14 protein-coding genes are annotated in these 12,627 nt (G+C 72.4%); 6 read left to right on the top strand and 8 right to left on the bottom strand.

Annotated features, from left to right (window positions below):
- From AB0946_RS00230 to AB0946_RS00215, 4 genes are read left to right on the top strand one after another with little or no spacing between them, the layout of a single operon-like run.
- Positions 1–1,245, top strand: coding sequence for a ketosynthase chain-length factor (locus tag AB0946_RS00230; RefSeq protein ID WP_366758385.1), 1,245 nt, complete (start codon positions 1–3; stop codon positions 1,243–1,245).
- 23 nt (positions 1,246–1,268) lie between these two features.
- Positions 1,269–1,523, top strand: coding sequence for an acyl carrier protein (locus AB0946_RS00225; RefSeq protein WP_014672284.1), 255 nt, complete (start codon positions 1,269–1,271; stop codon positions 1,521–1,523).
- Position 1,524: 1 nt separating this feature from the next.
- Entirely contained in the window at positions 1,525–2,004 is a 480-nt protein-coding gene (locus AB0946_RS00220) for an SRPBCC family protein (protein ID WP_366758384.1), read from the top strand.
- Between the two features lie 21 nt (positions 2,005–2,025).
- Positions 2,026–2,355, top strand: a complete 330-nt coding sequence (locus tag AB0946_RS00215; protein ID WP_171156986.1) for a TcmI family type II polyketide cyclase — start codon at positions 2,026–2,028, stop codon at positions 2,353–2,355.
- Between the two features lie 60 nt (positions 2,356–2,415).
- Here the strand turns inward: AB0946_RS00215 and AB0946_RS00210 are convergent, their stop codons facing one another.
- The 6 genes from AB0946_RS00210 to lipB form a co-directional block, all read right to left on the bottom strand.
- Entirely contained in the window at positions 2,416–3,480 is a 1,065-nt protein-coding gene (locus AB0946_RS00210; protein WP_366758383.1) for a methyltransferase, read from the bottom strand.
- Between the two features lie 43 nt (positions 3,481–3,523).
- Positions 3,524–4,612: a right-handed parallel beta-helix repeat-containing protein gene (locus AB0946_RS00205; RefSeq protein WP_366758382.1), complete on the bottom strand. Its 1,089-nt coding sequence runs from the start codon at positions 4,610–4,612 to the stop codon at positions 3,524–3,526.
- A 78-nt stretch (positions 4,613–4,690) separates the two neighbouring features.
- Positions 4,691–5,392, bottom strand: coding sequence for a DUF4191 domain-containing protein (locus tag AB0946_RS00200; protein WP_366758381.1), 702 nt, complete (start codon positions 5,390–5,392; stop codon positions 4,691–4,693).
- Between the two features lie 78 nt (positions 5,393–5,470).
- Positions 5,471–5,668, bottom strand: coding sequence for a hypothetical protein (locus AB0946_RS00195; RefSeq protein WP_132783798.1), 198 nt, complete (start codon positions 5,666–5,668; stop codon positions 5,471–5,473).
- Positions 5,669–5,897: 229 nt separating this feature from the next.
- Entirely contained in the window at positions 5,898–6,863 is a 966-nt protein-coding gene (gene lipA / locus AB0946_RS00190; protein WP_366758380.1) for a lipoyl synthase, read from the bottom strand.
- Between the two features lie 115 nt (positions 6,864–6,978).
- On the bottom strand, positions 6,979–7,776 hold the full coding sequence (lipB, locus tag AB0946_RS00185; RefSeq protein ID WP_366758379.1) for a lipoyl(octanoyl) transferase LipB: 798 nt from the start codon (positions 7,774–7,776) through the stop codon (positions 6,979–6,981).
- A 240-nt stretch (positions 7,777–8,016) separates the two neighbouring features.
- Here lipB and AB0946_RS00180 point away from each other — a divergent pair, with 240 nt between their 5' ends.
- The gene (locus AB0946_RS00180; RefSeq protein ID WP_366758378.1) at positions 8,017–9,483 is read left to right on the top strand and encodes a regulator; all 1,467 of its coding nucleotides are present in this window, start codon (positions 8,017–8,019) and stop codon (positions 9,481–9,483) included.
- Between the two features lie 75 nt (positions 9,484–9,558).
- On the opposite strand, the gene AB0946_RS00175 is transcribed toward AB0946_RS00180, so the two are convergent.
- Both AB0946_RS00175 and AB0946_RS00170 read right to left on the bottom strand, forming a co-directional pair.
- Positions 9,559–10,923, bottom strand: a complete 1,365-nt coding sequence (locus tag AB0946_RS00175; RefSeq protein ID WP_366758377.1) for an NAD(P)/FAD-dependent oxidoreductase — start codon at positions 10,921–10,923, stop codon at positions 9,559–9,561.
- A 233-nt stretch (positions 10,924–11,156) separates the two neighbouring features.
- Positions 11,157–12,053, bottom strand: a complete 897-nt coding sequence (locus AB0946_RS00170; RefSeq protein WP_366758375.1) for a TIGR01777 family oxidoreductase — start codon at positions 12,051–12,053, stop codon at positions 11,157–11,159.
- Positions 12,054–12,127: 74 nt separating this feature from the next.
- Between AB0946_RS00170 and AB0946_RS00165 the strand changes: the two genes are divergently transcribed.
- On the top strand, positions 12,128–12,616 hold the full coding sequence (locus AB0946_RS00165; protein WP_366758374.1) for a GNAT family N-acetyltransferase: 489 nt from the start codon (positions 12,128–12,130) through the stop codon (positions 12,614–12,616).
- The last annotated feature ends 11 nt before the right edge of the window (positions 12,617–12,627 follow it).

Raw genomic sequence — 12,627 nt, 5'->3', positions numbered from 1 at the left:
ATGAGCGAACCGCAGGACCGGCAGGCGGCCATCACCGGCATCGGGGTGGTCGCGCCCAACGGCACCACCACCGGCACGTTCTGGAAGGCCACCCAGGAGGGCCTCAGCGTCCTCGACCGGGTCACCCGCGAGGGCTGTGAGCACCTTCCCCTCAAGGTGGCCGGTGAGGTCCGCGCCTTTGAACCGGCCGCCACGATCGAGGAGCGCTTCCTCGTCCAGACCGACCGGTTCACGCACTACGCCATGGCCGCGGCCGACTTCGCACTGGACGACGCCCGGCTCGCGCTGGCCGACATCCCCGACGCGCCGTACTCCATCGGCGTGGTCACCGCCGCCGGGTCCGGCGGCGGCGAGTTCGGCCAGCGCGAACTCCAGCAACTGTGGGGCAAGGGGAGCCGGTTCGTCGGGCCGTACCAGTCCATCGCCTGGTTCTACGCCGCGAGCACCGGCCAGGTCTCCATCCGCCGCGGCTTCAAGGGCCCCTGCTCCGTCGTCGCCTCCGACGAGGCCGGCGGCCTGGACGCCCTCGCCCACGCGGCACGGGCCGTACGGCGCGGCACCGACGTGATCGTGGCCGGCTCCACCGAGGCGCCGCTCGCGCCGTACTCGATGGTCTGCCAGCTCGGCTACGGGGAACTGAGCCGGGAGACGGACCCGTCCCGGGCCTACCGCCCGTTCACGGACGGGGCCTGCGGGTTCGTGCCCGCCGAGGGCGGCGGGATGCTCGTGGTCGAGGCGGCCGGCGCCGCCCGGTCCCGCGGCGCCGACATCAAGGCCGTCGTGGCCGGACACGGGGCGACCTTCACCGGCGCCTCCCGCTGGGACCGGTCCCGGGAGGGACTCGCCCAGGCCGTCCGGCAGGCCCTGGCGGAGGCCGGGTGCGCCCCCGAGGAGGTCGACGTCGTCTTCGCCGACGCCCTCGGGGTACCGGAGGCCGACCGGGCCGAGGCGCTGGCGATCGCCGACGCCCTCGGCGAGCACGGCACCCGGGTACCGGTCACCGCACCGAAGACCGGGATCGGCCGGGGGTACTGCGCGGCCCCCGTCCTGGACACCGCGGCGGCCGTGCTCGCGATGGAGCACGGCCTGGTCCCGCCGACGCCGAACGTCTTCGACGTCTGCCACGACCTCGACCTCGTGACCGGCAGCGCCCGCGCCGCCGAACTGCGGACGGCGCTGATCCTCAGCCGCGGACTCATGGGGTCGAACTCGGCGCTGGTGCTGCGACGCGGCACCGCGCAGTGAGCACAGAGAAGGAGGAGAGAACCATGCCCCAGATCACCGTGGAAGAACTCGCCGCGCTGATGAAGAAGGCCGCCGGCGTGACCGTCAGCCCCCAGCAGCTGAAGGAGAAGCCGGACACCGGCTTCGACGTCCTCGGGGTCGACTCGCTCGGCCTGCTCGGCATCGTCGGCGAGCTGGAGAACACGCACGGCACCCCGATGCCGGTCGACGCCGAGCGCTGCAAGACGCCCCAGCAGTTCCTCAACCTCGTCAACAGCACCCTGATGGCAGGAGCCTGAGATGGCAGGACACACCCAGAACGAGATCACCATCGCGGCCCCGCTCGACCTGGTCTGGGACATGACCAACGACCTGGAGCGCTGGCCCCAGCTGTTCAGCGAGTACGCGTCGGTGGAGGTCCTCAAGAAGGAGGGCGACAAGACGACGTTCCGGCTCACCATGCACCCGGACGAGAACGGCACCGTCTGGAGCTGGGTCTCCGAGCGCGAGCCGGACCGCGCCACCCGCACCGTCAGGGCCCGCCGGGTCGAGACCGGGCCCTTCGCCCACATGAACATCCACTGGCGGTACGAGGAGGTTCCCGCCGGCACCCGGATGGTCTGGACCCAGGACTTCGCGATGAAGCCGGACGCCCCGGTCGACGACGACTGGATGACCGACAACATCAACAAGAACTCGAAGATCCAGCTGGAGCTGATCCGGCAGAAGATCGAGAAGGCGGCGGCCGGTGAGCGGCCCGCCCCGGCCCTGGCCGACTGAGCCGGACGACAGGAGACGACCGTGCACCAGGCCCTGATCGTCGCCCGCATGGCCCCGGGCTCCGCCCCCGACATCGCCAAGGTGTTCGCGGAGTCCGACCGCGGAGAGCTGCCGCACCTCGTCGGAGTCGTCCGGCGCAGCCTCTTCCAGTTCGGCGACGTGTACATGCACCTGATCGAGTCCGAGCGGGAGCCGGGACCGGCCATCGCCAAGGTCACCTCCCACCCCGAGTTCAAGGAGGTCAGCGAGCGGCTGACGGCGTACGTCAGCGCGTACGACCCGCAGACCTGGCGGTCCCCGAAGGACGCCATGGCAGAACGCTTCTACCTCTGGGAGCGCGACGCCGGCTGAGCGCTTGGCCGGACAGCGGCGAGGCAGTTCCCCGCGCCCCATCGGGGCGCGGGGAGCCGGTCATGCGGGGACGATGCAGTCGAACGCGTGCAGGTACGGGTTGACCGGCCGGATGTCGCGGACCGCCAGGCCCGCCGCCTCCAGTCGGCCCACCATGCTGTCGGTGGTGTGCTTGGCCCCGCCGACGTTCAGGAGCAGCAGCAGGTCCATGGCCGTGCTGAACCGCATCGACGGGGTGTCGTCGACGAGGTTCTCGATCACCACCACCCGGGTGCCGGGACCGCCCGCCTCGACCACGTTGCCCAGCAGCCGGGCCGTGGACTCGTCGTCCCACTCCAGGATGTTCTTGATGATGTAGACGTCGGCCTCGACCGGGACGGCCTCCCGGACGTCGCCGGGCACGATCCGCGCGCGGTCGGCGAGGTCACCGCCCTCGCGCAGCCGCGGCAGGGCGTTCTCCACCACCCGGGGCAGGTCGAGCAGGCTGCCGCGCATCGCCGGGTACTTGTCGAGCAGGCACGCCACCACATGCCCCTGGCCGCCGCCAAGGTCCGCGACCGAGCTGCTGCCGGACAGGTCCAGCAGGGCCGCCACCTCTCGCGCCGACTGCTCGCTGGAGCGGGTCATCGCGCGGTTGAAGACGTCCGCGGACTCGGGGGCGTCCTCGTTGAGGTAGCTGAAGAACTCCTTGCCGTAGAGGTCCTCCACGACGTTCCGGCCGGTGCGCACGGCCTGGTCCAGCAGGGGCCAGGCGTCCCAGGTCCACGGCTCGGTGCACCACATGGCGATGGCCCGCAGGCTGTTGGGGTCGTCCTCGCGCAGCAGCCGGGACATCTCGGTGTGGGCGAACGTGCCGTCCGGCCGCTCGGCGAAGACGCCGTAGCAGGACAGGGCGCGCAGCAGCCGGCGCAGCGGCTTCGGCTCGGCGCGCACCGCGGTCGCCAGGGTCTCCACGGTCATGGGAGCGTCCCCGAGCGCGTCGGCGACGCCCAGCCGGGCGGCGGCGCGGACCGCGGCGGCGCAGGCCGCCCCGAACACGAGCTCGCGCAGCCGCATCGACGGGTGAGGGGAGGGGGGTGCCCCCGGCTCGGGGGGAGCCGAGGGTGCGCCGGATGGTGCGGTCATGTGCCGCCTTCCTTCCTTGCGTGGATCGGGTACGGCCGTCCGGTCAGCACAGGCCCGCGGGCTTGGAGACCCGGCAGGCGTTGCCGGTGAAGGCGTTGCCGGTCTTGGTGGCTTCCTGGTTGACGAGGTCAGCCGGGGAGTTGTCCGCCAGCCGGTTGCCGGTGATCCGGTTCTTCTCGCTCGTGGCGCCCACGAAGCTCTTGAACAGGACGATGCCGCCCGACAGCGGGGACTTGCCGGTGTGACCGGTGACCCTGTTCCCTGTCACCAGGGCCTTCTCGGTGCCGGTCAGCACGATGCCGGAGCCCTTCAGGTAGGGCAGCCGGGCGGTCTTCGGGCAGTACTTGTTGTTCTGCACGACCAGGTTGTCGCTGACGGTGAGGGCGCCGGCCCGCGGCTTGTTCTCGTCGCCGACGACGAACACGCCCGCGCAGTTGCCGAGGACGTAGTTGCGCGTGACGGCGAGGTTGCGCAGCCGGCGGACGGTGATGCCGATCCGGTTGCCCTCCAGCCGGTTGTGGTCGACCACCGCGCCCTTGCTGTCCGTGGCCCCCTGCTCGGCCTTGACGTTGTTGGCGAGGAAGAGGCCCGCGTCCCCGTTGTCGCGGGCGGTGTTGTTCCGGAACAACCCGCGGGTGGAGTGCTCCTGGGCGATGCCCCACTGGCCGTTGTGCTCGGCGATCACACGCTTCACGGTCAGCCGGTCGGTGCCCATGGTGAAGACGCCGGACTTGGCGAAGCCGGTCACCTTGAGGTCGGAGACGGTGACGTCCTTCAGGGGCTTGTTCTTGCCCCCGACCACGCAGATGCCGTTGCCGTCCGAGAGGCAGGTGACGGCGGCCTTCCTGCCGTGCGGGGCGGGCTTGGTCTTCTGCTTGGGAGGCTGGATCACGGTGCCGGGACCCGCGCCGCGCAGGGTGAGGCCCGCCGTCTTCACCGTGACGCTCTCACGGTAGGTGCCGGCGAGCACGAACACGGTGTCGCCGGCCTTGGCGGTGTTGACCGCCTTCTGGATCGACTGACCCGGATGCACCACGAGGGTCTTGTGGGCAGCGGACGCCGGAGTGGCCCCGATGACCGTGCCGACGAGGGTCGTGGCGCATGCCAGGTACGCAATGTGTCGTTTTGTCACATGCCGAAGGCTAGGAGCGCATGAGCCGATTACCGGCCGGATACTCCGTTCGGCGGCGTGTCCACGGCAGGGGCCGGGTCAGCGGCCCCGGGGTCCGCCCTTGGGCAGCTTCATGCCCTTCGGCATGGGCCCCTTCGGCAGCGGCATGTTGCTCATCAGGTCGCCCAGCGCCCGCAGCCGGTCGTTGGTGGCCGTCACCTGAGGGCCGGTCAGCACGCGCGGGAGCTTCAGCATCGTCGTGCGGAGCTTCTTCAGCTCGACCTGGCCGTCGCCGTTGCCGACGATCAGGTCGTGCACCGGCACGTCGGCGACGATGCGGTTCATCTTCTTCTTCTCGGCGGCCAGCAGGCTCTTCACCCGGTTCGGGTTGCCCTCGGCGACCAGCACGATGCCGGCCTTGCCGACGGCCCGGTGCACCACGTCCTGGCTGCGGTTCATCGCCACCGCCGGCGTCGTCGTCCAGCCGCGGCCGATGTTGTCCAGCACGGCCGCTGCGGCGCCCGGCTGGCCCTCCATCTGGCCGAACGCGGCCCGCTCGGCGCGGCGGCCGAACACGATCGCGGTCGCCAGCAGGGCGACCAGCAGGCCGAAGATGCCCAGGTATACCGGGTGCCCGATCAGGAAGCCGATCGCGAGGAAGACACCGAGGGTGCCGATGCCGACGGCCGCGAGTACAAGACCGATCTTCTTGTCGGCCTTGCGGGTCATCTTGTACGTGAGGGCGATCTGCTTCAGTCGCCCTGCGTTCGCGGCGTCCGCCGCGGTTTCCTTCCTCGCCATGCCACGAAGTCTACGTGCCCCCGGGAGTGCGGACGACGGCAGTGTCCGGGGGGCGGGACGGGCCCGCCGGGGGCGGCGTCAGGACTGGCCCGCGGCCTGGTCCAGGAACCGCTGGGCCTCGACCCGGTCCTTGGCGCGGCGGCGGTCCTCCAGGACGGAGGTCCAGGCGTTGCGGCGGGCGGTGCGCTGGCCGCCGCTCATGAGCAGGGACTCCACGGCGCGCAGGGCGCCGGTGAAGGACGGGATGGCGGTGGCGCGTACGGGTGCGGCCTGCATGATCGAGGTCCCCCCTCTGAGCGATGGAGATGCGGGGCGTGATATGAGCGTCACTGATTGGTGTTACCAGGGCGTGACCGACCGGTCAAACACGCGTGAAGCCTCGATGTGAGGGGCTGGAACGCCGACGCGGCCCCGACGGCGTCCTCATCAGCGAGGACGGTCGTGACCGCGTCGTCTCGGCCATTACTGGCCAGTAGGAACTTGTGCGCGAATTCACACGCGCGGCTCACACCGCCTGGGCGGCGATGTACGTGCCACGCTTCTCCACGGCCATCTGGTACAGCCGCCCGGCGCGGTAGGAGGAGCGCACCAGCGGGCCGGACATCACACCGGAGAAGCCGATCTGCTCGGCCTCCTCCTTCAGCTCCACGAACTCCTGCGGCTTCACCCAGCGCTCCACCGGGTGGTGGCGCACCGACGGGCGCAGGTACTGGGTGATGGTGACCAGCTCGCAGCCCGCGTCGTGCAGCTGCTTCAGCGCCTCGCTGACCTCCTCACGGGTCTCGCCCATGCCGAGGATCAGGTTCGACTTGGTCACCAGGCCGTAGTCGCGGGCCTCGGTGATGACCTTCAGGGAGCGCTCGTAGCGGAAGCCCGGGCGGATCCGCTTGAAGATCCGGGGAACCGTCTCGACGTTGTGCGCGAAGACCTCGGGGCGGGACGCGAACACCTCGGCGAGCTGCTCGGGGACCGCGTTGAAGTCCGGGGCCAGCAGCTCCACCTTCGTCCGGCCGCCCTCGCGCTGCGCCGTCTGCTGGTGGATCTGGCGCACGGTCTCGGCGTACAGCCAGGCTCCGCCGTCCTCCAGGTCGTCGCGGGCGACGCCGGTGATGGTGGCGTAGTTCAGGTCCATGGTGACCACGGACTCGCCCACGCGGCGCGGCTCGTCGCGGTCCAGCGCCTCGGGCTTGCCGGTGTCGATCTGGCAGAAGTCACAGCGCCGGGTGCACTGGTCGCCGCCGATGAGGAAGGTCGCCTCGCGGTCCTCCCAGCACTCGTAGATGTTCGGACAGCCGGCTTCCTGGCACACCGTGTGCAGCCCCTCGCTCTTCACGAGGTTCTGCATCTTCGTGTATTCGGGGCCCATTTTCGCCCGGGTCTTGATCCACTCGGGCTTGCGCTCGATGGGGGTCTGGCTGTTGCGGACCTCCAGGCGCAGCATCTTGCGTCCGTCGGGTGCGACTGCGGACACGACCGGCTCCCTGTGACTTCGATTCTTCGGCGTACCCCAGGGTACGCCCGTACTGTGTACGCCCTGCCGCTCGGGCCAACCCCGCTGTCGCAGGGCACATTCCCCCGAGGGACGATCAGGCGGACGCCGTCTCGATCACCCGCGGCCTCAGGTCCGCGTTCTCCAGGACGTCCCGCAGGTGCTTCTCGACCACCGGCAGGACCTCCTCGACCGTGATGTCCCGGCCCAGCTCGTTCGCCAGCGAGGTGACCCCGGCGTCCCGGATGCCGCACGGGATGATCCGGTCGAACCAGGCGTTGTCCGGGTTCACGTTGAAGGAGAAGCCGTGCATCGTGACGCCCTTGGCGACCCGGATGCCGATCGCGGCGATCTTCCGGTCCTCGCGGCGCTGGCCCGCGTTGGAGGGGGCGTACTCCGGGCCGTTCAGCCGGGGGTCGAACTCCTCGTCGGTCAGCCGCGGGTCGAAGTCCAGGGACAGCCCCCCGAGCGCCGGCCGCTGCTCGACCGGGTCGCCGAGGACCCAGACGCCGCTGCGGCCCTCCACCCGGGTGGTCTCCAGGCCGAACTCGGCGCAGGCGCGGATGATCGCCTCCTCCAGCCGCCGCACGTGCGCGACCACGTCCACCGGGCGGGGCAGCTTCTGGATCGGGTAGCCCACCAGCTGGCCCGGGCCGTGCCAGGTGATCTTGCCGCCGCGGTCCACGTCGATGACCGGGGTGCCGTCCAGCGGGCGCTCGCTGTCCTCCGTGCGCCGGCCGGCCGTGTACACCGGGGGGTGCTCCAGGAGCAGCACGGTGTCCGGGACCTCGTCGGCGAACCGGGCCGCGTGCACCCGGCGCTGCTCGTCCCAGGCCTCCTGGTAATCGACGGCATCCGCACCGAACCCCATGCGGACGAACCGCAACTCACTCACGGCAAGCGCCTCCCTCAGCGACCGGTGTGTCAGGCACGTAACGCGCCCTCGCCACTGTACGTCCGACCGGAGTACGTCAGCCCTGCGGGCGTTCCTCACACGATCGGATGAATGCACGGCGAAGTGTGCGACCGTCTGCTCACTCTCCGCTACATTCGCGCCGTTCGTGAGGCCATAAGGGCTGCTCAAAGGCAATCCGGGCACATCGACCGGCCCGGAAGGCAGGAGACCGCACCGCAGATGACGGACCGACCCGCGCAGCGCACCCCCAACCGCCAGCTCGCCGCGCTCATCGCAGAAGCGGGGTTCTCCAACGCGGGTCTGGCCCGTCGCGTCGACCAGCTCGGCCTGGAACACGGGCTGGACCTCAGATACGACAAGACCTCGGTCACTCGCTGGCTGCGCGGCCAGCAGCCACGCGGTACGACCCCCGCCCTGATCGCCGAGGTCTTCACACGCCGGCTCGGGCGCCGGCTCACCGCCCAGGACCTCGGCCTCGACGCGTGTGCGCCGGTGTACGCCGGGCTGGAGTTCGCGGCCACCCCCGACGAGGCCGTCGACATCGTCAGCGGGCTGTGGCGCAAGGACTCCGGCAGCCATGCCGAACTGCGCAAGATCGCCTTCACTCCGGCCGGGCTCGTGGTGCCCAGCCGGGACTGGCTGATCGGCAAGGCCGACGACCGGGTGGCCCGCGAGCCGGCCCCCCGGGTGCCGCCGCAGGGCCGGCCCGCCGCGGCCAGGGCGCCGCAGCCGGCGCCGCTGCTCCCGCCACGGCTGCGGACGCACACCGAGCGGGCCCCCGGCCACAGGGTCACCGGCGGTGACATCGCCGCGCTGCACTCGGTGGGCGAACTGTTCCGCACCCTCGACGACCGGTTCGGCGGCGGCCACGCCCGGCAGGCGCTGGTGCGCTACCTGGAGCACGAGTGCGAGCCGATGCTGCGCGGCGGCTACGACGAGCAGACCGGCCGCCGCCTGTTCGGCGCCGCCGCCGATCTGACCCGGCTCGCGGGCTGGACGTCGTACGACATCGCCGCGCACGGGCTCGCCCAGCGGTACTTCGTGCAGGCGCTGCGGCTCGCCCAGGCGGCCGGCGACCGGGCCTACGGCTCCTACGTCCTGGTCACCATGAGCCGTCAGGCCGTCTACCTCGGCCACGGCAGGGAGGCCGTCCAACTGGCCCGGGTCGCCCAGCAGGGGGTCGGCACGGGCGCCCCGCCGGTCGTCCAGGCGCTGCTGCACGCCTCCGAGGCGCGGGCGCACGGCGTGCTGGGGGAGGTGCGGGCGTGCACCGCGGCGCTCGTACGGGCCGAACGCGCCCTGGAGGCGGCCCGGCCCGGGGACGACGTGCCGTACTGGGCCGCCTTCTTCGACGAGGCGCAGCTCGCCGACGAGTTCGGCCACTGCCACCGGGATCTCCAGCAGTTCCGGGCCGCCGCGCAGCACGCCGAGCGGTCCCTCCAGCTGCGGGCGCCCGCCTATGCCCGCAGCCGCCTGTTCTGCCGGGTCGTCCTCGCCACCGCCCGCCTCGGCCTCGGCGAACTCGACCAGGCGTGCGCGATCGCCGCGGAGGCGGCGGGGCAGGCCGCGGAGATGCGGTCGGCTCGCGCCGTGGAGTACGTGAAGGAGTTCGAGCGGCGACTGGAGCCCTACCGGGACGCGGCGCCGGTGCGGGTGTACCGGGAGAAGGTGGCGGCGTTGGGATAGCGCCGTCACGGGTGGCGGTCGGGTTCCGCGCCGTTGTGGTCGTCCGCGCAGTTCCCCGCGCCCCTTGCGGGACGCCTACGCCGCCCTCGGCAGGGTGGGGACCGGGTCGGCGTTGTGCATCGAGCCCCGCGCGCCCAGGTCCGCCAGGACGGCTGCCGCGGCGCGGTGGGCCGAGTGCAGGGCGCCCTGGACCGTGCTGGTGTCCCGGTGGTCGCCGCAGACGTAGAGGCCGGCCAGGAGGCGTACCGGGCGGCGCAGGTCGTGGGGCGGACGCATCGACGGGACCGCCTCCGGGGTGTGGTGCACGGCCAGCGTCTCCCAGCGGCGCGTGGAGGTGCCGTAGAGGCGGGAGAGGTGGATGCGGACGGCGGTGTCCACCCCTTCCGGAGGCGTGCCCAGCACGGTCGAGGAGATCAGGACGCGGCCGGCCGGTGCCCGGCTCGGGTCCACGTTGCTGAGGACCGCCGTGTGCGCCACCGGACCGCCCCGGTCGGCGTCCAGCAGCAGCGAGCGGCCCGTCGGGAAGGCCGCCGCCGGTTCGTCGGTGGTGTGGTGGACCACTGTCACCGGGTGGAAGTCCGGCACCCTGAGCCCCGGCAGCAGTGCGGCCGCGGCGCGCGCGTCCGTCGCCAGCAGCACCGCCCGGCAGCGGATCTCCCCGTGCTCGGCGGTCGCCACCGAGGTCGTGGACACCGAGGTGACCCGCACGCCGGTGTGCACCGTGCCCGGCGGCAGCCCCCCGGCCAGCAGTTCCGGCAGCACCTCGGCGCCGCCCTCCGGCACACACAGCCGTCCGCTCGCGAAGGCGCGCAGCGCCAGGTCGGCGCACCTGCTGGAGGTGGTCAGCTCCGGGTCGCACAGCAGCGCGGCGAGCAGCGGGCGCAGGAAGCCGTCGAGGGTGCGCGCCGGGATACCGCGCTGGGCGAGGGCGAGGGCGGCCGGCATCTCGGGGCGGGCCAGGAGGCGTTCGACGGGGGTGGCGGCGATCCGGCCGAGCGCCGCGCCCAGCCGGGCCTGGTCGACCGCGCCGCCCACCGGCGCGCCGGGCGTGACCGCCGTACCCCGGGGCGCGTTCGCGAGGGCGCGCACCACATGGAGTGCGCCCCGTGCGCCCCGCGCGCTCCCACCGCCCGCCGGCGCGCCCGCGCGATGGGTGCGGCCGTCGCGGTGCAGGAGCACGCCCGGTGCGAAACGGCGCAGGGTCAGGGCGTCCAGGCCCGGACTCAGGCGGAGTTCGGGGTAGGACGTGGACAGCAGCTGTCCGATGCGGTCGAGACGGAAGCCGTCGACCTTCTCGGTCGACATGCGCCCGCCGACGTACGGAGCGGCCTCCAGGACCGCGGTGGTGATTCCTGCGCTGGTCAGCCGATGAGCCGCCGAGAGACCGGCGATCCCGGCTCCCACGATGACGACGTCCACCTGGTACGCGGGCTCAAGCACGAGGCCCTCCTGTGGGTTGCGCGACCGGTGGAGACGTCATGCCCCCAACAGGCGCAAGGGATACCCGAGTTCGGGTCGAGGGTAGGGGCGTGATCGGTCAGAGGCAGTCGCGCATCAACAGGGCACGGTCGCATAGAGGTCGCATACGGTCACTTTCGTTCGCCGGTGTTGTCAGCCGGCTCATTCCGCCGCGACCGCCCCACCCGCTCACGCCACCCGTTCACGCCGTCCGCTCACCCCGCCGCGCGGATCGCCTCGTCGATGCCCGGGAACGCGAACCGGAACCCCGACTCCAGCAACCGCCTGGGCACCACCCGCTGACTGCCCAGAACATCCCCGGCCATCTCCCCGAGCGCCGCCCGCAGCACCGGGGCGGGCACCGCGAACACCGCCGGCCGGCGCAGCACCCGCGCCATCGCCTCCGTGATCTCGGCGTTCGTCAGCGGCTGCGGCGCCGTCAGGTTGAACGGGCCGGACAGGCCGTCACCGTCGATCAGATGCCGGATCGCGGCCACCTCGTCGTGCAGCGCGATGTACGACCAGTACTGCCGCCCGTCGCCCAGCCGCCCCCCGAGCCCCGCCCGGAACAGCGGGAACAGCCGCCCCCACGCCCCGCCGCCCCGGGCCACCACCAGACCCGTGCGCAGGAACACCGTCCGCACCCCGGCGTCCGTGACGGGCGCCGCCGCCTCCTCCCACTCCACGCACAGCGCGGACAGGAAACCGTCGCCCGGCGGGGCACCCTCGTCCACCACCCGGTCGCCGGTGTCGCCGTAGAAGCCGATCGCGCTGCCGTTCACGAACACCCGCGGCGGCCGCGGCAGCGAGGCCGACGCCTCCGCCAGCGCGGCCGTGCCCCGCACCCTGCTGTCCCGCAGCAGCCGCTTGTACTCCGGCGTCCAGCGCCGGTCGCCCACCCCGGCCCCCGCCAGGTTGACCACCACGTCACACCCGGTCAGCCCGGCCGCGTCGACCTGACCGCGCCCGGGGTCCCAGCGGACCTCGTCCGCGCCCCGGGGCTCCCGGCGCACCAGCCGGACCACCTCGTGCCCGTCCGCCGTCAGGGACCGCACCAGAGCGCTGCCGATGAGACCGGACGCGCCGGCCACCGCGATACGTGAACGTTCCATGACCCCAGCATGACCGCACCACCGGCCGGAAACCCGTTGGGGACGCCCGGATCGCCCGCCGTATGGTGATCACCATGCCGGAGCCGTACATACGCCACGCCCATGCCGCCGACGAGGAGCCGCTGGCCGTCCTCGACCGGGCCACCTGGTCCCCCCTGCACGCGGTGATGCCCCCGCCGCAGCCGCCGTACCAGCCCTTCTTCGACGAGCGGCACCCCCCGCAGGAGTACCTCGTCGCCGAGGCCGACGGGCGCGTGCTGGGCTACATCCGGCTCACCCACCCGACCCCGCTCGCCTCCAACGCGCACGTCCTGGCGATCCAGGGCTTCGCCGTCGCCGAGGAGGCGCGCGGGCGGGGCGTCGGACGCGCGCTGGTCAGGGCGGCCGTCGAGGAGGCGCGGCGGCGCGGCGCACGGCGCCTCACCCTGCGTGTGCTCGGGCACAACGCCCCGGCCCGGGCGCTGTACGAGTCCGAGGGCTTCGCCGTCGAGGGCGTGCTGCCCGGCGAGTTCCTCATCGACGGCGCGTACGTCGACGACGTCTGCATGGGCCGCGCCCTGTGAGCCCCGCGGTG

Source organism: Streptomyces sp. NPDC046870, assembly GCF_040704595.1.
GTDB classification, from domain to species: Bacteria; Actinomycetota; Actinomycetes; order Streptomycetales; family Streptomycetaceae; genus Streptomyces; species Streptomyces argyrophylli.
The sequence above is the reverse complement of the archived record's forward strand: the minus strand, read 5'-3'. Positions and strand labels throughout refer to the sequence as shown.